Below are 17,500 nucleotides of genomic sequence, written 5' to 3' on the forward strand. Positions count from 1 at the left end.
GGTGTCGTGGTCAGTTGCCGACGCGGCGGCGCAGGTCCTGGAACGCGGTGTAGTTGGCGATGACCTCGATCCGGCCCGGCGGGCAGAGCTGCACCGCCTGGTCGAGGTTCTCGCAGACCTGGAACTGCTGGTTCGCGACCTCCAGCCGCACCGCGAGGTCCAGCTTCCGGTCGCCGACGACGCAGATCGGGTGGCCGGTCAGCCGCGTGTAGTCGACGTCCCACAGCCAGGAGGTGTCGGTGCCGTCGGCGCCGCGCGCGTTCACCGAGAGGATCACCGGAGTCGGCGGCGGGTCGATCAGCGAGAACGTCTCCAGCCAGCCCGCGGGGTTCTTGGCGAGCAGCAGGCGCAGATCACGGCCCTCGAACTGGACCACGTCATAGCGGCCGGCCACCGCCTGCACCTGGTACATGCGCTCCAGGGCGACCTGCGGCGGCACCCCGAAGACGGCGGCGACGGCCGCGGAGGACGCGGCGTTGGCCTTGTTGGCGCGGCCCGGCAACTGGAGGTGGATCGGCCAGGCGGAGCCGTGCGGGTCGAGGACGTGGTCGCCGGAGAGCGCCCAGCTCGGGGTCGGCCGGCGGAATCCGCACTCGCCGCAGAACCAGTCGTCGCCCGGGCGCTGCATCACACCGCCGCAGGACGGGCAGGACCAGGCGTCGTCCTTCCACATCTGGCCGGCGGCGACCCAGATCACGTTGGGGGAGGAGGACGCGGCCCACACCACCAGCGGGTCGTCGGCGTTGGCGACGATGACGGCCTTGGAGCCGGCCAGTCCCTCGCGCCAGTTCTCCGCGAGCATCCGGGTCTCGGCGGCGCGGTCGAGCTGGTCGCGGGAGAGGTTGAGCAGGGCGATGCACTTCGGGTCGGTGTCCCGGGCCACACCGGCCAGGTACTTCTCGTCGACCTCGATCACGCCGAACTTCGACTCCGAGCCGCCCGCGAGCGCCGAGGTGATGCCGGCCGGCATGTTGGCGCCGAGCGCGTTGGACACGACCGGTCCCGCGGCGCGCAGTGCCTCGGCGATGAGCCTGGTCGTCGTGGTCTTGCCGTTGGTCGCCGAGACCAGGACACAGTCCAGGTTCTGCGCGAGCCGGGCGAGGAGATCGGGGTCCAGTTTGAGTGCCACCCGGCCGCCGATCACCGAGCCGCTGCCTCGTCCGGCGGCGCGGGAGGCCGCCGCGACCGCCTTGCCCGCGGTCACGGCCAGCTTGGCCCGCGGCGAGAGCGGGTCCGAGTTGCCTGCCATCAGTTCTCGATCCTCCTTGCGTACGCGCCGCGTCTGTGCCTGACGGCCACGTGGTGAGACCTCAGCCTATCGAGGTCCGTTCGCACTCCAGAACCGCGGCACCGTTGTGAGACGGGCATTGCTGGGAGGACCGTACCCTTGCCGCCATGCGACACGGCTCCATCCCCGGCGTCCAGGGACGCGTTCGGCCCCTCACCCTGCTCGGCGACCCGGTGCTGCACGCGCCCTGCCGGGAGGCGGCCGGCTTCGGTCCGGAACTCGCCCGCCTGGTGGAGGACTTGTTCGCGACGATGTACGCGGCCCAGGGGGTGGGCCTGGCGGCCAACCAGGTCGGCGAGCCGCTGAGGGTGTTCGTCTACGACTGCCCGGACGACGAGGACGTCCGGCACCGGGGGCATCTGGTGAACCCGCGGCTGGTCGAGACGGACGGAGTGGTGGTGCGCGGCCCGGAGGGCTGTCTGTCACTGCCCGGTCTGGAGGCGGGGACAGAGCGGTACGACCACGCCGTCGTCGAGGGTTTCACGGTGACCGGAGAACCGGTCACCGTCCACGGCACAGGCTTCTTCGCCCGCTGCCTGCAACACGAGTACGACCACCTCGAGGGCCGGATCTACGCCGACCGTCTGGCCGGATGGCGCCACCGCAGACTCATGCGCCGGGCCGGCCGGGCCTCCTGGAACCGGCAGGGCTGAGACCCCGGCGCCGGGCGTCGGAGGGGCGTCCGTGCGCCCGGTGGACGGGGGCCCCGCGACGGTGCGTCCTCGATGCCGCCCGGGGCCGCGGTGGCGTGCGGGGCGGTGGGTCAGAAGCCCGGGCCGCCGGCCTTGTCGCCGGCCGCCGCCAGCCGCCCCCACAGCAGGTCCGCCAGGCTGCCCACCAACTCCGCCCGGGAGCAGGGACGTTCGCCGAGCCACCAGTCACCGGCCGCGTGCATCATGCCGACGATGCCGTGTCCCCACACCCGGGCCAGCTGCTGGCTGCCCGGCCCCATGTCCAGCCGCTCCCCGATCACCTGGGCCAGTTCCTCGCCCATCCGCCGCAGCAGTGGCGCCGAGTGCTTGCCGACGTCGAAGCCCTGGTCGCCCGGCGTCCCCTCCGCCGGATGCATCAGGAACCGGTACACCTGGGGCCGCGCCTCGATCGCCGACAGATAGGTGTCCAGCGTGGCCTCGACCCGCTCGCGCCGCTCCGCGGGGGCGTCCAGGGCGGCCCGCAGCGAATCCAGCAGCGCGTCGGTGTGCCGGGTGGCCAGAGCCGCGTACAGTCCTCCCTTGTCGCCGAAGTGCCGGTAGAGGATGGGCTTGGTGATGCCGGCCTCGGCGGCGATGGCGTTCATCGAGGCCCCCGGGCCGTCGCGCAGCACCACCCGGTCGGCGGCCTCCAACAGCTCGCGCCGTCGTCGGTCGGCGGACCGCTGCTGATCGGTCCGCTGTGTGGTGTCCATGAGCTCTCCCCACCCGTGCTGGTTCGGTGACGCCTGCGCAAACTAACACTGAAGGTCCTGTGGTCATCGAACGGGATACCGGCCGGTCCTGGGGAGTTGACTTTCCCTACCGACCGGTAACAGACTCGGTGTTACCGTAAGTAACACGCGCATGCGCTGCAGCTGGAGGGGTCATGGCCGAGTTCACCATGGAGCTCAACGACGAACAGAAGGAGGTCCGCGACTGGCTGCACGGCTTCGCCGCCGACGTGATCCGCCCCGCGGCCGCCGAATGGGACGAGCGTGAGGAGACTCCCTGGCCGGTCATCCAGGAGGCCGCCAAGGTCGGCATCTACTCCCTGGACTTCTACGCCCAGCAGTACTTCGACGTGACCGGCCTCGGCATCCCCATGGCGATGGAGGAGCTGTTCTGGGGCGACGCGGGCATCGCCCTGTCGATCGTCGGCACCGGTCTCGCCGCGGTCGGCGTCCTCGCCAACGGCACCGAGGAACAGATCGGCACCTGGATCCCCCAGATGTACGGCGATGCCAATGACGTCAAGGTCGCCGCGTTCTGCTCCTCCGAGCCCGACGCGGGCTCCGACGTGGCCTCGATGCGCACCCGCGCGGTGTACGACGAGGCCAAGGACGAGTGGGTGATCAACGGAACCAAGACCTGGGCCACCAACGGCGGCATCGCCAACGTCCACGTCGTGGTCGCGGTCGTCGACGCGGACCTCGGCTCCAAGGGCCACGCCTCCTTCATCATCCCGCCGGGCACCCCGGGCTGCTCCCAGGGCCAGAAGTTCAAGAAGCACGGCATCCGGGCCTCGCACACCGCCGAGGTCATCCTGGACAACGTGCGTGTTCCCGGCTCCTGTCTGCTCGGCGGCAAGGAGAAGCTGGACGAGCGCCTCGCCCGTGCCCGGGAGAAGGCCAGGAAGGGTGGTGAGCGCGTCAAGAACGCCGCCATGGCCACCTTCGAGGCGTCCCGCCCCGCGGTCGGAGCCATGGCGGTCGGTACCGCCCGCGCGGCCTACGAGGTCGCCCTCGAGTACGCCACCACGCGTGAGCAGTTCGGCCGCCCGATCATCGACAACCAGGGTGTCGCCTTCCAGCTCGCCGACATGCGCACACAGATCGACGCCGCCCGCCTCCTGGTGTGGCGCGCCTCCTGGATGGCGGTCAACGGCAAGCAGTTCACGGCGGCCGAGGGCTCGATGTCCAAGCTGTTCGCCAGCGAGACGGCCAAGAAGGTCACCGGCCAGGCGATCCAGATCCTCGGCGGCAACGGCTACACGCGTGAGTACCCGGTCGAGCGGATGCACCGCGACGCCGCGATCTACACGATCTTCGAGGGCACCAGCGAGATCCAGCGCCTGGTGATCGCCCGCACCCTGTCGGGCATGCCCATCCGCTGAAGGCCGGCCACCCGGACGCCCGGCGGTGCGGAAGCACCGCCGGGTGACCCGTGCACGCCGGGTTGCCCGTGCCGCCTCCCCGGGCAACGCTTCTGTGTGACCGACGCGACGGAGGACGCGATGAGACCCACGGCCCGGGAACTGCTGGAGACGGCCACCAGGGAACTGGCCCCGGACCCGCGGTCCAACCCGGTGGTCCCGCTGATCGCCCGCGGCGAGGCCGACCGGGCCGTCCTGACCGCACTCGCCCTGGAACAGCGCTGGGTGATCCCGGCGGACCGCCGCGCCTTCCTGCACCTGGCGGAGCGGGCCGCCCCGCTCTCGGCCGCGTACTTCGCCGCCCTGGCCGAGGGCGAGGCCCTGGCGGCGGAACACCTGGAGACGTTCACGGCCGCATGCGGTGTGGGCGAAGCGCGGGCCGCCGCGTACGAGCCCCGGACGGGCTGTCAGGCCTACCCCGCGTACGTCGCCTGGCTGGCCCTCAACGCTGAGCCCGCCGACGCCGTCCTCGCCCTGACCGTCAACTTCTCGGCCTGGGGCGGCTACTGCGCCACGATCGCCGAGGCCCTGCGCACCCGCTACGGCTTCGCCGACGACGCCTGTGCCTTCTTCGACTTCTTCGCCGAGCCGGCCCCGGCTCTGGACGAGGCCGCCACGGAAGCAGTGCGGACCGCCCTGGACGAGGGACGCCTCGACGAGAACCGCGCACACGCGTATGCCCAGGTGCTTCAGACGTACGAGGCGATGTTCTGGGCAACGCTCGGGGAACACGGTCAGGGGCGCGGGGAACCGCGCGACCAACCACAACGGGCCCGCACCCGGCCCTAAGGGGCGCCCCCGCTGCTGTGGGCGATGCACGCCACGTCGATCCGATCGGCAAGCTTCGCAAGCTCGATGGTCAGCGCCGCGACCGTGTCCTCGTCGAGCCCGTCCTCCCCCGCCTCGACCAGCCGCACCCACCGCCCGCCCACCGTACGCAGCAGTTTGCTGACATCGGCGGCGGCCACCTGCAAGGTCCCGCGGTCGTCGACGATCAGAGGCAGAGTCACTTCGCGGTTCACAGTCGGGATCGTAGCCGCGCGGACATCACGCACCCTGCCAAACCGTGGTGATGTTGCAGAACTCGCGGATTCCGTGCCCGGACAGCTCACGTCCGTACCCGGACCGCTTCACTCCGCCGAACGGGAACGCCGGGTGGGACGCCGTCATGCCGTTCACGTACACACTGCCCGCCTCGAGGTCCCGGACGAAGCGGTCGACCTCGGCCTCGTCGCGGGTCCAGACATTGGAGCTGAGCCCGAAGTCGGTGTCGTTCGCGATCAGGACCGCCTCGTCCAGGTCCGCCGCCCGGTACAGCGTGGCGACCGGTCCGAAGGCCTCCTCCCGGTGGATGCGCATCTCCCGGCCGATACCGGCCAGGACCGTCGGCGGGTAGAACCAGCCGGGACCTTCGGGGCGCTCGCCGCCGCACAGTACGGTGGCACCGCCCCGTACGGCGTCGTCGACCAGTTCCTCCAGATCGTCGCGGCCCCGTTCGCTGGAGAGCGGCCCGACATCCGTGTCCTCGTCCATCGGGTCGCCGACCTTCAGCGCCTTCATGCCAGCGGTGAAGCGTTCGGCGAAGGCGTCGTAGACGTCGGTGTGCACGATGAACCGCTTGGCGGCGATGCAGGACTGCCCGGTGTTCTGCGTCCGCGCGGTGACCGCGACCTCCGCGGCCCGGTCCAGGTCGGCGGAGGGCATCACCACGTAGGGGTCGCTGCCCCCCAGTTCCAGCACCGTCTTCTTGATCATTTCCGCGGCGGTGGAGGCGACCGCGCGGCCCGCGGGCTCGCTCCCGGTGAGCGTGGCCGCCTTGACCCGTTCGTCCCGCAGGAGGTCGTCGACCGCGGCCGAGCCGATGAGCAGGGTCTGGAAGCAGCCCTCGGTGAAGCCCGCGCGGTGGAAGAGGTCCTCCAGATACAGGGCCGTCTGCGGCACGTTCGAGGCATGCTTCAGCAGTCCCACGTTGCCCGCCATCAGCGCGGGCGCGGCGAACCGCACCACCTGCCACAGCGGGAAGTTCCACGGCATCACGGCGAGCACCGGGCCCAGCGGCCGGTAGCGCACCAGGACCCGGGAGGCGCCGGAGTCCTTCACGTCGTCCGCGGCCGGCTCCTCGTCGGCGAGGAGCTCCGCCGCGTGGTCGGCGTACCAGTGCATCGCCTTGGCGCACTTCGCGGCCTCCGCGCGGGCCTGCCGGACCGGCTTGCCCATCTCCGTGGTGATCATCCGGCCGACGGTCCCCTGGTCCTCGTCGAGGATCTCGGCGGCCCGGTGCAGCAGGCGGGCACGCTCGTCGAACGTCGTCGTCCGGTACGTGCGGAACGTCGCCTCCGCGAGCCGGAGCCGGCGTTCCAGCTCCTCCTCGTCCATGGGGTGGTACGTCTTGACGGTCTCGCCGTTCGCCGGATTCACCGTGGCGATGTGCATCGCTGACCTCCCTGGGGACGCGCTGTGCCTTCCGACCTTCCCGCGCGGCGGTGGGCGGCGCAACGCGGGAGGTTCCTCAGGACGAGTGCTCCGCCAGGCGGTCGAGAAACGCGGCCTGCGCGGAGACGATCACTTTCCGGGCCCGGTCCAGGGTGAACCAGGCGACCCGGTCCAGTTCCGGGAACTCCCGCATCCGCCCCGACCTCGGCGGCCACTCCATCTCGAAGGTGCCGGGGACCACCGCCGCCGGATCGAGGTCGGCCTCGACCGCCCAGGCCGTCACGGTCTTCCCGCCGGCCTGCCGCACCTCCCCGAGCGGTACGGTCTCCCCGTCCGGCGGCGGGAGCCCCAGCTCCTCCCGGAACTCGCGGCGCGCCGCCTCCCGGGCCGGCTCCCCGGGGTCGTACTCGCCCTTCGGCACGGTCCACGCCCCGGTGTCCCGCTTCCGGAAGAACGGGCCGCCCATATGACCGAGCAGTACCTCGAGACCCTGAGGGGTGTGCCGGAACAACAACAGGCCGGCGCTCCGGGAGCCCTTCACGGCCGTACCCCGGGGTGCGCGGCGAACAGGGCCTCCACGGTGTCCGCCTCCTCGGGGCGCTTGTCCTCGCGGTAGCGGATCACACGGGCGAAGCGGAGGGTGATACCGGCCGGGTACCGGGTGGAGCGCTGGAGGCCGTCGTAGGCGATCTCCACGACGAGCTCGGGGCGCACCGTCACGACGTAGCCGCTCTCGCCGACCGCCAGCTCCCGCAGCCGCTCGGTCTGCCACTCCAGCACCGCGTCGGTCATGCCCTTGAACGTCTTGCCGAGCATGGCGAAGCCGCCGTCGGCGGTACGCGCGCCCAGGTGCAGATTGGAGAGCTTGCCGGTGCGGCGGCCGTGGCCCCACTCGGCGGCCAGCACCACCAGGTCGAGCGTGTGCACGGGCTTGACCTTCAGCCAGGACGCGCCCCGCCGGCCCGCGCTGTAGGGGGCGTCCAGCCCTTTGGCCACGACGCCCTCGTGGCCGCGCTCGAGCGTCTCGGCCAGGAACCGTTCCGCCGCGTCCAGGTCCCCGGGGCCGGACACCACGGTGCGCCGCACCCGCATCGGTTCCGGGACCAGCCGGGCCAGTTCCGCGTGCCGCTCGGAGAACGGCAGGTCCAGCAGGTCACGGCCGTCGACGGAGAGCGCGTCGAAGAAGACGGGGGAGACGGGCACCTCCCGGGCCGCAGTGGCGACGTCCACCCGGGAGCCGACCCGTCCGGCGGTCTCCTGGAACGAGCGGGGGCGCCCGTCGCCGCCGAAGGAGATGACCTCCCCGTCCAGGATGAACCGCTCGCCCCGCAACTCCCGGGCCGCCGCCGTCACTTCCGGCAGCCGGCCGGTGATGTCGTCGAGGGTGCGGGTGTGCACGCGCACGGTGTCGCCGTCGCGGTGGACCTGGACCCGGATGCCGTCGAGCTTCTCCTCGACCGCGCAGGGCCCCAGCTTCGCGACCGCCTCGGCGACCGAGGAGGCGCTGTGCGCCAGCATCGGCAGCACCGGGCGCCCGACGGTGAGACGGAACCGCTCCAGCGCCCCGGGGCCGTCCGCGAGCAGCGCCTCGGCCACCGACTGCAGCGAACCGGCCAGCATCACCGCCCGCCGCACATCGGCCGACGCGGCCCCCGTCGCCCGTGCCAGTCCCTCCACCGCGACCGCGTCCAGGGCCCCCTGGCGGACCTCGCCGGTGAGCAGCCCGGACAGGAACCGCTGCTCGTCCTCGGTGGCCGCGCCGAGCAGCTCACCCACCAGCCGGGCCCGCTCGCCCTGCGAGCCCGGACCGGACACCTCGCCCAGCGTGGTGAGCAGGGCGTCGACCTCGCGCACGGTCAGGGACGGCTCGGCGGCCGGCGCGACCGGACGGCTCAGTACCTTCCAGCCGACGCCGATGCGCCCCTGTGGCAGCCGGCCCGCCAGATAGGGGATGACGACCGGCACGTCGTCCGCCGCCGCCTCCCGGAACAGCTCGGCGAGCAGGGCGATCTTCCGGGACCGCGCCGAGGTGGCGGCGACCTCCTGGGACACACGGGCCAGCCGGGACAGCAGCATGCAGCCATGGTGCTACGGAGGAGGGCGCTCCACACCCCGGCCGTTCGGTCCCTATCCGTCCACCGCGGCGTCCAGGCGGCTCATCAGCAGGTCGCCGACGATCGCGGACGCGGCGCGGTAGCCGCCGCTCGCCGCGTGCACGACCTGCTCGGCGAAGCCGATCGCGTTGCCCGCGGCCCAGACCCCGGGCACCGTGGTCAGGCCGGTCGGGTCGACGACCGGGTACGCGCCGAACGGGGTCTCGTTCATCTCGGCGCCAAGACGCTCCAGCAGACCCGTCTGCGGCAGCGGACGGGGCGCGGTGAAGAGCACGGAGCGTGCGTGCGTGGTGCCGTCGGCCAGCCGGACCCCGGCGAGCCGGTCGTCCTCCACCAACAGCCCGGCGACCTCACCGGGCACCACGCCGACCCCGGCGGCGGCCAGCCGCCGCAGGTCCTGGTCGGTCAGCTCGGCCTCGGCGACCCGGTGCAGGAAGAGAGTGACGTCCTTCGACCACTGGGACACCATCAGCGCCTGGTGCACACTCATCGCGCTCGCCGCGAGCACTCCGAAGGGCTCGTCGCGCACCTCCCAGCCGTGGCAGAACGGGCAGTGCAGTACGTCCTTCCCGAAGCGCTCGGCGACCCCGGGGACGTCCGGCAGTTCGTCCTTCAGCCCGGTGGCGACGATCAGCCGCCGGGCGCGCACGGCCCCTCCCGCCCCGAGTGCGACGGTGAAGTCCCCGTCCCTGGTCACGTCCGAGACCCGGTCCCGGACCAGTTCGACGCCGTAGCGGTCGATCTCCTCCCGGCCCAGCGCCAGGAACTCGGCCGGTGACATTCCGTCCCGGGTCAGATACCCCTGCATGTGCGGCGACGGCGCGTTGCGCGGCTCGCCCGCGTCGACGACCAGCGCCCGCTGCCGGGCCCGGCCCAGTACCAGGGCGGCGGAGAGCCCTGCCGCTCCACCGCCGACGACGACCACGTCGTAGATCTCGCTGCGGTCCGTTGTGTTCATCGTGACCACCTCCACGGCCACAGTCGCCGAACCGGTGCGGTATTGACAAACAACTTTGCCGATCCTGCAATAGGAGGGTGACGACGGACGAAGTTCTCGCGGATGTGGGCCCCCGGCTGCGGCGGATCAGGAAGGACCGGGAGGTGACTCTCGCGGCGCTGTCGGAGGCGACCGGCATATCCGTGAGCACCCTCTCGCGGCTGGAGTCCGGGCTGCGCAGACCCAGTCTGGAGCTGCTGCTGCCGATCGCGCAGGCCCATCAGGTCCCGCTGGACGAACTGGTGGGCGCGCCGCCGGTCGGCGATCCGCGCATCCGCGCGTCCGAGCCGATCGTGCGGTACGGCCGTACCCACTGGCCGCTCACCCGCCAGCCCGGCGGGCTCCAGGCCTACAAGGTGCTCGAACCGAAGCGGCGGCTGGAACCGGAACCGCGCACGCACGAGGGTTACGAGTGGCTGTATGTGATGTCCGGGAGGTTGCGGCTGGTGCTCGGTGAGCACGATGTGGTGCTGGCGGCGGGGGAGGCGGCGGAGTTCGACACACGGGTGCCGCACTGGTTCGGGTCGACCGGGGAGGGGCCCGTGGAGTTCCTCAGTCTGTTCGGTCCGCAGGGGGAGCGGATGCACGTACGGGCGCGGCCCAGGCAGGGCTGACCGCAGGGCTGACCGCAGGGCTCGCCGGGCGTGACGGACGAGACGGTTCCCTGATGGGCAAGCGACCGCTTAGTATGCGGTGGACCCGGTCAGGCGAACACGACGTTCACAGCCCCGTGGAGGCCCCGCATGCAGGCATGGCAAGTACACGAGCTCGGCGAGCCGGGCGAGGTGATGCGCCTGGCGGACGCCGAGCGGCCCGCGCCCGGCGCGGGGCAGGTCCTGCTGAAGGTGCGCGCCGCCAACATCAACTTCCCGGACGCGCTGATGTGCCGGGGCCACTACCAGGTCAGGCCCCCGCTGCCGTTCACCCCCGGCGTCGAGATCTGCGGCGAGACCGAGGACGGTCGCCGGGTGATCGCCAACCCCGCGCTGCCGCACGGCGGTTTCGCCGAGTACGCGGTCGCGGACGCCGCAACGCTGCTGCCCGCTCCGGAGGCGCTGGACGACGCCGAGGCGGCGGCCCTGCACATCGGCTACCAGACCGGCTGGTTCGGTCTGCACCGCCGGGCGGCCCTGCGGGCCGGCGAGACGCTGCTCGTCCACGCCGCCGCCGGCGGCGTCGGCAGCGCGGCCGTGCAACTCGGCAAGGCGGCGGGTGCCACCGTCATCGGTGTGGTCGGCGGGGCCGGAAAGACGGCCGTCGCCCGCGAACTGGGCTGCGACGTCGTGATCGACCGGCGTGAGCAGGATGTCGTGGCCGCCGTGAAGGAGGCCACCGGCGGGCGGGGCGCCGACGTGATCTACGACCCCGTCGGCGGACAGGCCTACGCCCAGTCCGCCAAGACCGTCGCCTTCGAGGGCCGGATCGTCGTGGTCGGCTTCGCGAGCGGAACGATCCCGAGTCCCGCCCTGAACCACGCCCTCGTCAAGAACTACGCGATCCTCGGCCTGCACTGGGGCCTGTACAACACCAGGAAGCCCGAGCTGGTCCGGCAGTGCCACGAACAGCTCACCGACCTCGCCGCACGGGGCGCTGTCAAGCCGCTGGTCAGTGAGCGCGTCCCGCTCACCGCGGCCGCCGACGCCGTACAGCGGGTCGCCGACGGTGTCACCACCGGACGCGTCGCCGTGCTGCCCTCGCTGGAGAACGGAGCCGACGCATGACCGACGCCGCCGAGCTGCGCCGCCGTACCCGGGAGCTGCTTGCCGCGCACCCGCCCGCCAGCCTCCCCGCACCGCCCTCGCCCGCAAGCCCCGGCGACACCGGCCGCCGTGACTTCCTGCGCGCCCGCTTCGACGCGGGACTCGCCTGGGTGCACTTCCCCGAAGGCCTCGGCGGCCTCGGCGCCCCGCGTTCCCTCCAGGCCGTCGTGGACGCCGAACTGGAGGCCGCCGGAGCCCCGGACAACGATCCGCGCCGTATCGGTATCGGACTGGGCATGGCGGCGCCGACGATCCTCCAGTACGGCACCGAGGAGCAGAAGCGGCGCTTCCTGCGGCCCCTGTGGACCGGGGAGGAGGTCTGGTGCCAGCTGTTCAGCGAGCCGGGTGCCGGATCCGATCTGGCGGCGCTCGGCACCCGCGCCGTGCGTGAGGACGGCGGGGACTGGAGGGTCGACGGGCAGAAGGTGTGGACGTCCAGCGCGCATCTCGCCCGCTGGGCCATCCTCATCGCCCGCACCGACCCCGACGCGCCCAAACACCGGGGCATCACCTACTTCGTCTGCGACATGACCGACCCCGGTGTCGAGGTGCGGCCGCTGCGTCAGATCACCGGTGAGGCCGAGTTCAACGAGGTGTTCCTCACCGGCGTCCGGATCCCCGACGCCCACCGGCTCGGCGAGGTCGGCGACGGCTGGCGGGTCGCGCAGACCACGCTCAACAACGAGCGCGTCGCCATCGGCGGCATGCGGCTGCCCCGCGAGGGCGGAATGATCGGCCCGGTCTCGAGGACCTGGCGCGAACGCCCGGAACTGCGCACCCACGACCTGCACCAGCGGCTGCTGAAGCTGTGGGTCGACGCCGAGGTCGCCCGGCTCACCGGCGAACGTCTGCGCCAGCAGCTCACCGCCGGACAGCCGGGCCCCGAGGGCGCCGGCATGAAGCTGGGCTTCGCCCGCCTCAACCAGGAGATCAGCGGCCTGGAGGTGGAACTGAGGGGCGAGGAGGGCCTGTTGTACGACGACTGGACCATGCGCCGCCCCGAACTGGTCGACTTCACCGGACGTGACGCCGGCTACCGGTACCTCCGCTCCAAGGGCAACAGCATCGAGGGCGGGACCAGCGAGGTCCTGCTGAACATCGTCGCCGAGCGCGTCCTGGGCCTGCCGGCCGAGCCGCGCACCGACAAGGACGTCGCCTGGAAGGATCTGGCCCGATGAGTGACCTTCTGTACTCGGAGGAGGAAGAGGCGCTGCGCGCGGCCCTCCGGGATCTGCTCACCGACCACTGCGACGCGGCGGGCGTGATCGCCCGTACCGAGTCGGACGCCCCGCACGACCTCGCGCTGTGGAAGGCGCTCGCCGGCGGGATGGGTCTCGCGGGCCTGCTGATCCCGGAGGAGCTGGACGGACAGGGGGCCACGCACCGGGAGGCGGCGGTCGTCCTCGAGGAACTGGGGCGGACGGTCGCGCCCGTCCCGTATCTGACCAGTGCCGTCGTCGCCACCGAGGCCGCGCTGGAGTGCGGGGCCGACGACCTGCTGTCCCGGCTCGCGTCCGCCACGGTGATCGGCGCGCTCGCCGTCGCCCTGAACGTCCCGGCCGGCGGCGCCCACCAGGTCGCACGGTTCCAGGACGGCGGCCTGCACGGCGAACTGAGCGGTATCGCGGACGCGGCCGTCGCCGACGTACTGCTGGTGCCCGCCGACGACGGCGGTCTGTACGCGGTCGACGCCGCCGCCGTCACCGTCGTCCCCCGGACGTCCCTGGACCTGACCCGGCCGGTGGCGACGGTCGTCCTCGACGGCGCCCCGGGCCGCCGGCTCGGCGAGGCGGGGCCCGCCGTACGCCGCGCGCTGCGGGCCGGAGCCGCACTGCTCGCCTCGGAACAGCTCGGACTCGCGGAGTGGTCGCTGACCGAGACCGTCCGCTATCTGAAGGACCGCAAGCAGTTCAACCGGCCCGTCGGCGGTTTCCAGGCACTCAAGCACCGGCTCGCCCAGATGTGGCTGGACGTGGCCGGCCTGCGCGCGGCCGCCCGCAACGCCGCCGACGCGCTCGCGACCGGTGAGGACGCCGACGTGGCGGTCACCGTCGCCCAGGCCTACGCCGCACCCGTCGCGGTCCGTGCCGCCGAGGAGGCCCTGCAACTGCACGGCGGCATCGGTATGACCTGGGAGCACCCGGTCCACCTCCATCTCAAGCGGGCCAAGGCCGACTCGATCGCCTACGGGACGGCGGGTGCCCACCGCGAAGCGCTCGCCGAACTGGTCGGCCTGCGGGCCCCCTGACCGGCCGGCGCAGGAGCCCGCCCCGCAGGGGCGGGCTCCTCCCGCGCACGCCGCGCCGATGAGATGAACACGCGACGGCGGATCGGCCAACTCACCGCGAGGCCTTGCTCCTTGGGCTGTCCGGGACCCCATACTCACGGGGACCCCGTACGGCACTTCCAGGGAGGCAGAGCATGGCCCTCACCACCCGCCGCAGAGCCCTCACCACCCTCGGCGCCGCCCTCACCGGTACCGTCGCCCTCCCGGCGGCCCAGGCGCTGGCCGGCGAACAGGAGCACCGTCCGCGCCCGTTGTGGCGCGCCCACGCCCACAACGACTACGAACACCCCCGCCCCCTTCTCGACGCCCTCGGCCACCGCTTCGGCAGCGTCGAGGCGGACGTCTTCCTCGTCGGCGGCCAACTCCTCGTCGCGCACGACCCCGAGGACCTCGACCCGTCCCGCACCCTGGAATCGCTCTACCTCGACCCTCTCGCCGCCCGCGTCCGCGCGCACCGCGGCTCCGTGTACCGCGGGCACCGAAGGCCGCTCCAGTTGCTGATCGACATCAAGACCGAGGGCTCGTCCACCTATCTCGAACTCGACCACCGTCTGCGCCGGTACCGGCACCTGTTCACCACCTGGGCGCACGGCAGGGTGTTCCCCGGTCCCGTCACGGCCGTCGTCTCCGGCGACCGCGCCGCCCGCGCGCCCATGGAGGCCCAGCGGGTACGCCGCGCCTTCTACGACGGCCGGCTCACCGACCTCGCCACCCCCGCCCCGGCCTCCTTCGTCCCGCTGATCAGCGACAACTGGACACTCAACTTCACCTGGCAGGGTGTTGGCGCCTTCCCCTCCGACGAGCGCCGGAAACTGCGCGGCATCGTGCGCACCGCACACACGCGCGGACAGCGGGTGCGCTTCTGGGCCACGCCCGATGTGCCGGGCCCCGCCCGTGACGCGCTGTGGGGCGAACTGGTCGCGGCGGACGTCGACCACCTCAACACCGACGACCTCGCGGGGCTGGAATCCTTCCTCGACGTCCACCGCGGGACGTGACACCACACGTTCGGCGGACAGGTCAGCAGCCCGGACGAACCCTCCGTTACGCCACACTTGCGGCCGAACGCCGCGAAACGGATGTGGCGGAGGAGGTTGACGATGGCCGTATCCATCTCAGTGGTGCTGCTGCTCTCGGTCCTGGCGGTGATCTTCCTGCGCAACAGCGGACTCAAGGTCTCCCACGCGCTGGTCTGTCTGCTGCTCGGGTTCTATCTGGCCGGTACCAGTATCGCGCCCACGATCCACAGCGGCCTCACCGCGACCGCCGACATCGTCGGCGGGCTGCGGCCGTGAGTCCGCGCCGCCGGCCCCGGCTCAGCGGCCGGCCGCCGCGTCGCGGGGAAGCACGGTGACGCGGCGGAAGTTGCACCCGTACTCCGCCCGCGGCGCGGACGGGGGCCGGTTCTGATGCGCCTTCAGGGCCACGCTCACCAGACTCAGCAGCAGGTCCACGTCTGTGGCGCAGTCCAGATGCACCGTCACCCAGCAGGATCCGGGGACGACCCTGATCGCGCTCGATCCGCCCAGGTCGTGGTGGAAGCGCTGGATCGCGCGGTGGGTGAGGTGAAGATCCACACTCCGCGGGGAGTGGAAGTGGACGATCTCTTCCCCGGCGGTACGGAGCGCCTGCCCCGTGCCGCATCCGGCCGGAGCGGCCGAGAGATCGGGCCAGGTGAGCAGTCGCTCCATGGCTCGCTGTGCCGGTGTCATGCCCCCATCGTTGCCTGCTCAACCTCTGTACACCAGCAGTTGGACGGTTCGTGACCGAGTGGTGAGGTGGCCGAGCGGCCGAAGCCCGGCCGGAGGCGGCCCCTGACGTGGGCTCAGATCATGCCGGCCAACCGTCTCGTCACTCCGCAGGCGGCGAGACCGCCCTTCTGATCGGCGGTGTCCTGGGCGGTCACGCCGGCCTGGCGGCCGTTCCGGTGGAGCGGATGGCCGGCTCCTCCTTCTTCCCGCGCTCCGGCGCTGCCGGGGACGTGGTGCAGAAGGTCGCCGGCTACCGGAACCGCCGGTGACCGCCGGTGACCGCCGGGGACAGTCGGAGACATCTCCTCCCGGGTGGCGCGGAGGGACACGCTGCGCGACCTCGTGCGCGAGGCCGACCGCGGCACCCGGGTGTGCTTCGTACCCACCACGCCGCCCTCGAGGAGCGTCTGGCACCGGTCCGACGAGGCGTTCCGGGGTGCCCGGCGGGGGCGGCCGCTGCGGCCGGGTACCGCGGCGTCCCCCGGCCCGGGGTCGCGCGCTGACGTGACACCCGGCCCGTGTCCGGGTCCCGTCGGCGTCCCTGGTGTCGGGTGCGCGGGGTGTTCCCGGGTCGGCCTGCCCGCCCGGGGCGCGTCGCCCGGGGCGCGCCCCGGGCCCGGGTGTCAGGCTTGCTCCGCCACGGCCGCCGGATCGTCCAGTATTCCCCGGACGACCGAGTGCGCCGCCCCCAGCAGCGGGCCCTCGGGACCCAGTGTGGACACGGAGACGGGGCAGGCCGGTCCCGCGGTCCTGCGGGCCAGTTCGGACCGCAGGGAGGGCAGCAGCCAGGGCGCCAGCCCGGACAGGGCCCCGCCCAGCACCACGCTCTCCGGGTCCAGCAGATTCACCGCCCCGGTCAGGGCGATCCCGAGTGCCGTTCCCGCGTCGTGCAGGGCACGTCGTACACCGGCGTCGTCCTGCCCGGCGCGGCCCGCGAGGAGACCGACCCGGTCCTCGCCCGCGTCCAGCCCGGCGGCGCGCAGCACCGCCTCCTCGCCGGCGTACTGCTCGAGGCAGCCCCGTCCGCCGCAGGCGCACGCCGGCCCGTCGGGCCACACTGGTACGTGACCCAGTTCGCCCGCGAAGCCGCGGTTGCCGTGCAGCAGTCGCCCGTCCACCACGACCGCCGCACCGATACCGATCTTGGCCGACACATGGAGGAAGTCGCGCGGGGTGTCCTCGCCGAGCCACAGCTCCGCCAGCGCGCCGAAGTTGGCCTCGTTGGCCACGGTGAGCGGGAGCCGCGCAGGGAGCAGATCACCGAGATCCGTGTGGAGCCAGCCGAGGTTCGGGGCGCGCACCACGGTCCGTGCGTCGCGGGCCACCAGGCCCGGTACGGCGACGGCCAGCCCCGCCGGCCACAGTCCCTGGCTCTCCGCCTCGGCGACGACCTGGTGGAGCAGTTCGGTGAGCTCTCCGAGGACCGGCTCGGGGGAGCGGTCCCGGTTCGGCACGTGCCGAACCGCCCGCGCCCGGACCTCTCCGCGCAGGTCGACGGCACAGACCGCGAGATGGTCGACGCCGACCTCGGCGCCGATGCCCGCCGGGCCGTGCCCGCTGACCGCGAGGGCCGAACCGGGCCGGCCCACGCGTCCGGGCCGCTCGGGTCCCAGTTCCTCCAGCAGACCCGATCGGATGAGTTCGTCGACCAGTGTGGACACCGCCGCGCGGGTCAGGCCGATGCGTGAGGCGACGGCGGCCCGGGACAGCGGCCCCTGGGCGCTCACGGTGTGCATCACCCGCGCGAGGTTGCGGCGGCGCATGCCCTGCTGGGTGTCGGGCAGCGCGCGTTCCGTGCCGGCCGGCCGGGTTCTGTGCGGCGGTGCGCTCATTCCTCCGTCGTTCCTCGGTCTCTGCGGTCGTCGGTGTGTGCCGGTCGCCGCCGGCTGGTCCCGTGCCTGCGGCCGGTGCCGGCCGGCCCGCGCCCCTGGGCTGCTGCCCGTGGACCGGTGCCGGCCGGTCGTTCCGGTGGCGGACCCGCGCCCGGCTGTCCGGTCCGTGTGTCCGTGTCCGCCCGTTGGCGCCG

At 72.7% G+C, this 17,500-nt stretch carries 19 protein-coding genes; 10 read left to right on the forward strand and 9 right to left on the reverse strand.

What is annotated here, in order from left to right; genetic code table 11:
- Positions 1-10: 10 nt before the first annotated feature.
- Positions 11-1,249: a MurT ligase domain-containing protein gene (locus tag HTV45_RS24560; RefSeq protein ID WP_103544453.1), complete on the reverse strand. Its 1,239-nt coding sequence runs from the start codon at positions 1,247-1,249 to the stop codon at positions 11-13.
- A 146-nt stretch (positions 1,250-1,395) separates the two neighbouring features.
- On the opposite strand from HTV45_RS24560, the gene def reads away from it, so the two are divergent.
- Positions 1,396-1,941 carry a peptide deformylase gene (def, locus tag HTV45_RS24565; RefSeq protein ID WP_215208037.1) on the forward strand — a complete coding sequence of 182 codons (546 nt, stop codon included), beginning with the start codon at positions 1,396-1,398 and terminating at the stop codon, positions 1,939-1,941.
- 110 nt (positions 1,942-2,051) lie between these two features.
- Here def and HTV45_RS24570 read toward each other — a convergent pair whose 3' ends face one another.
- Positions 2,052-2,693, reverse strand: a complete 642-nt coding sequence (locus HTV45_RS24570) for a TetR family transcriptional regulator (RefSeq protein WP_215208038.1) — start codon at positions 2,691-2,693, stop codon at positions 2,052-2,054.
- 173 nt (positions 2,694-2,866) lie between these two features.
- On the opposite strand from HTV45_RS24570, the gene HTV45_RS24575 reads away from it, so the two are divergent.
- Both HTV45_RS24575 and HTV45_RS24580 read left to right on the forward strand, forming a co-directional pair.
- The gene (locus tag HTV45_RS24575) at positions 2,867-4,093 is read left to right on the forward strand and encodes an acyl-CoA dehydrogenase family protein (RefSeq protein WP_215208039.1); all 1,227 of its coding nucleotides are present in this window, start codon (positions 2,867-2,869) and stop codon (positions 4,091-4,093) included.
- Positions 4,094-4,213: 120 nt separating this feature from the next.
- A complete protein-coding gene (locus tag HTV45_RS24580; RefSeq protein WP_251692671.1) occupies positions 4,214-4,921 on the forward strand; it encodes a transcriptional regulator in 708 nt (235 codons plus the stop codon).
- On the opposite strand, the gene HTV45_RS24585 is transcribed toward HTV45_RS24580, so the two are convergent.
- From HTV45_RS24585 to HTV45_RS24605, 5 genes are all read right to left on the reverse strand, one after another.
- Positions 4,918-5,154, reverse strand: coding sequence for a DUF6213 family protein (locus HTV45_RS24585; protein WP_004991175.1), 237 nt, complete (start codon positions 5,152-5,154; stop codon positions 4,918-4,920). The genes HTV45_RS24580 and HTV45_RS24585 overlap by 4 nt on opposite strands.
- Positions 5,155-5,179: 25 nt before the next feature.
- A complete protein-coding gene (locus tag HTV45_RS24590) occupies positions 5,180-6,565 on the reverse strand; it encodes an NADP-dependent succinic semialdehyde dehydrogenase (protein ID WP_215208040.1) in 1,386 nt (461 codons plus the stop codon).
- 76 nt (positions 6,566-6,641) lie between these two features.
- Positions 6,642-7,106: an NUDIX domain-containing protein gene (locus HTV45_RS24595; RefSeq protein ID WP_215208041.1), complete on the reverse strand. Its 465-nt coding sequence runs from the start codon at positions 7,104-7,106 to the stop codon at positions 6,642-6,644.
- Positions 7,103-8,641 carry an ATP-dependent DNA ligase gene (locus HTV45_RS24600; RefSeq protein ID WP_215208042.1) on the reverse strand — a complete coding sequence of 513 codons (1,539 nt, stop codon included), beginning with the start codon at positions 8,639-8,641 and terminating at the stop codon, positions 7,103-7,105. Before HTV45_RS24600 ends, HTV45_RS24595 begins: the two co-directional genes overlap by 4 nt.
- Before the next feature lie 51 nt (positions 8,642-8,692).
- Positions 8,693-9,637, reverse strand: coding sequence for an NAD(P)/FAD-dependent oxidoreductase (locus tag HTV45_RS24605; protein WP_215208043.1), 945 nt, complete (start codon positions 9,635-9,637; stop codon positions 8,693-8,695).
- A gap of 77 nt (positions 9,638-9,714) precedes the next feature.
- On the opposite strand from HTV45_RS24605, the gene HTV45_RS24610 reads away from it, so the two are divergent.
- The 6 genes from HTV45_RS24610 (at position 9,715) to HTV45_RS24635 (ending at position 15,018) form a co-directional block, all read left to right on the forward strand.
- Positions 9,715-10,290, forward strand: coding sequence for a helix-turn-helix domain-containing protein (locus HTV45_RS24610; protein WP_215208044.1), 576 nt, complete (start codon positions 9,715-9,717; stop codon positions 10,288-10,290).
- 129 nt (positions 10,291-10,419) lie between these two features.
- The gene (locus HTV45_RS24615) at positions 10,420-11,397 is read left to right on the forward strand and encodes an NADPH:quinone oxidoreductase family protein (RefSeq protein WP_215208045.1); all 978 of its coding nucleotides are present in this window, start codon (positions 10,420-10,422) and stop codon (positions 11,395-11,397) included.
- Entirely contained in the window at positions 11,394-12,614 is a 1,221-nt protein-coding gene (locus tag HTV45_RS24620; RefSeq protein WP_215208046.1) for an acyl-CoA dehydrogenase family protein, read from the forward strand. The genes HTV45_RS24615 and HTV45_RS24620 overlap by 4 nt, the downstream gene beginning before the upstream one ends.
- A complete protein-coding gene (locus HTV45_RS24625) occupies positions 12,611-13,684 on the forward strand; it encodes an acyl-CoA dehydrogenase family protein (RefSeq protein ID WP_215208047.1) in 1,074 nt (357 codons plus the stop codon). The genes HTV45_RS24620 and HTV45_RS24625 overlap by 4 nt, the downstream gene beginning before the upstream one ends.
- 173 nt (positions 13,685-13,857) lie before the next feature.
- Positions 13,858-14,721 carry a phosphatidylinositol-specific phospholipase C/glycerophosphodiester phosphodiesterase family protein gene (locus tag HTV45_RS24630; RefSeq protein WP_215208048.1) on the forward strand — a complete coding sequence of 288 codons (864 nt, stop codon included), beginning with the start codon at positions 13,858-13,860 and terminating at the stop codon, positions 14,719-14,721.
- Between the two features lie 102 nt (positions 14,722-14,823).
- Positions 14,824-15,018, forward strand: coding sequence for a hypothetical protein (locus HTV45_RS24635; protein ID WP_215208049.1), 195 nt, complete (start codon positions 14,824-14,826; stop codon positions 15,016-15,018).
- A 21-nt stretch (positions 15,019-15,039) separates the two neighbouring features.
- Here the strand turns inward: HTV45_RS24635 and HTV45_RS24640 are convergent, their stop codons facing one another.
- Entirely contained in the window at positions 15,040-15,435 is a 396-nt protein-coding gene (locus HTV45_RS24640; RefSeq protein WP_215208050.1) for a luciferase family protein, read from the reverse strand.
- A gap of 107 nt (positions 15,436-15,542) precedes the next feature.
- Between HTV45_RS24640 and HTV45_RS24645 the strand changes: the two genes are divergently transcribed.
- Complete coding sequence (locus HTV45_RS24645) at positions 15,543-15,743, forward strand: hypothetical protein (protein WP_215208051.1); 201 nt, start codon at positions 15,543-15,545, stop codon at positions 15,741-15,743.
- Positions 15,744-16,097: 354 nt separating this feature from the next.
- On the opposite strand, the gene HTV45_RS24650 is transcribed toward HTV45_RS24645, so the two are convergent.
- Positions 16,098-17,306, reverse strand: a complete 1,209-nt coding sequence (locus HTV45_RS24650; RefSeq protein ID WP_215208052.1) for an ROK family transcriptional regulator — start codon at positions 17,304-17,306, stop codon at positions 16,098-16,100.
- Positions 17,307-17,500: the final 194 nt, after the last annotated feature.

Source organism: Streptomyces sp. CHD11 (assembly GCF_018638295.1).
Lineage (GTDB): Bacteria > Actinomycetota > Actinomycetes > Streptomycetales > Streptomycetaceae > Streptomyces.

What these genes read in the sequence shown, in the direction of transcription:
- HTV45_RS24580 (WP_251692671.1), top strand. Translation starts at nt 4,214, where the DNA reads ATGAGACCCACGGCCCGGGAACTGCTGGAGACGGCCACCAGGGAACTG.
- HTV45_RS24635 (WP_215208049.1), top strand. Translation starts at nt 14,824, where the DNA reads ATGGCCGTATCCATCTCAGTGGTGCTGCTGCTCTCGGTCCTGGCGGTG.
- HTV45_RS24570 (WP_215208038.1), bottom strand. Translation starts at nt 2,693, where the DNA reads ATGGACACCACACAGCGGACCGATCAGCAGCGGTCCGCCGACCGACGA.
- HTV45_RS24650 (WP_215208052.1), bottom strand. Translation starts at nt 17,306, where the DNA reads ATGAGCGCACCGCCGCACAGAACCCGGCCGGCCGGCACGGAACGCGCG.
- HTV45_RS24630 (WP_215208048.1), top strand. Translation starts at nt 13,858, where the DNA reads ATGGCCCTCACCACCCGCCGCAGAGCCCTCACCACCCTCGGCGCCGCC.
- HTV45_RS24560 (WP_103544453.1), bottom strand. Translation starts at nt 1,249, where the DNA reads ATGGCAGGCAACTCGGACCCGCTCTCGCCGCGGGCCAAGCTGGCCGTG.
- HTV45_RS24600 (WP_215208042.1), bottom strand. Translation starts at nt 8,641, where the DNA reads ATGCTGCTGTCCCGGCTGGCCCGTGTGTCCCAGGAGGTCGCCGCCACC.
- HTV45_RS24620 (WP_215208046.1), top strand. Translation starts at nt 11,394, where the DNA reads ATGACCGACGCCGCCGAGCTGCGCCGCCGTACCCGGGAGCTGCTTGCC.
- def (WP_215208037.1), top strand. Translation starts at nt 1,396, where the DNA reads ATGCGACACGGCTCCATCCCCGGCGTCCAGGGACGCGTTCGGCCCCTC.
- HTV45_RS24640 (WP_215208050.1), bottom strand. Translation starts at nt 15,435, where the DNA reads ATGACACCGGCACAGCGAGCCATGGAGCGACTGCTCACCTGGCCCGAT.
- HTV45_RS24615 (WP_215208045.1), top strand. Translation starts at nt 10,420, where the DNA reads ATGCAGGCATGGCAAGTACACGAGCTCGGCGAGCCGGGCGAGGTGATG.
- HTV45_RS24590 (WP_215208040.1), bottom strand. Translation starts at nt 6,565, where the DNA reads ATGCACATCGCCACGGTGAATCCGGCGAACGGCGAGACCGTCAAGACG.
- HTV45_RS24605 (WP_215208043.1), bottom strand. Translation starts at nt 9,637, where the DNA reads ATGAACACAACGGACCGCAGCGAGATCTACGACGTGGTCGTCGTCGGC.
- HTV45_RS24575 (WP_215208039.1), top strand. Translation starts at nt 2,867, where the DNA reads ATGGCCGAGTTCACCATGGAGCTCAACGACGAACAGAAGGAGGTCCGC.
- HTV45_RS24625 (WP_215208047.1), top strand. Translation starts at nt 12,611, where the DNA reads ATGAGTGACCTTCTGTACTCGGAGGAGGAAGAGGCGCTGCGCGCGGCC.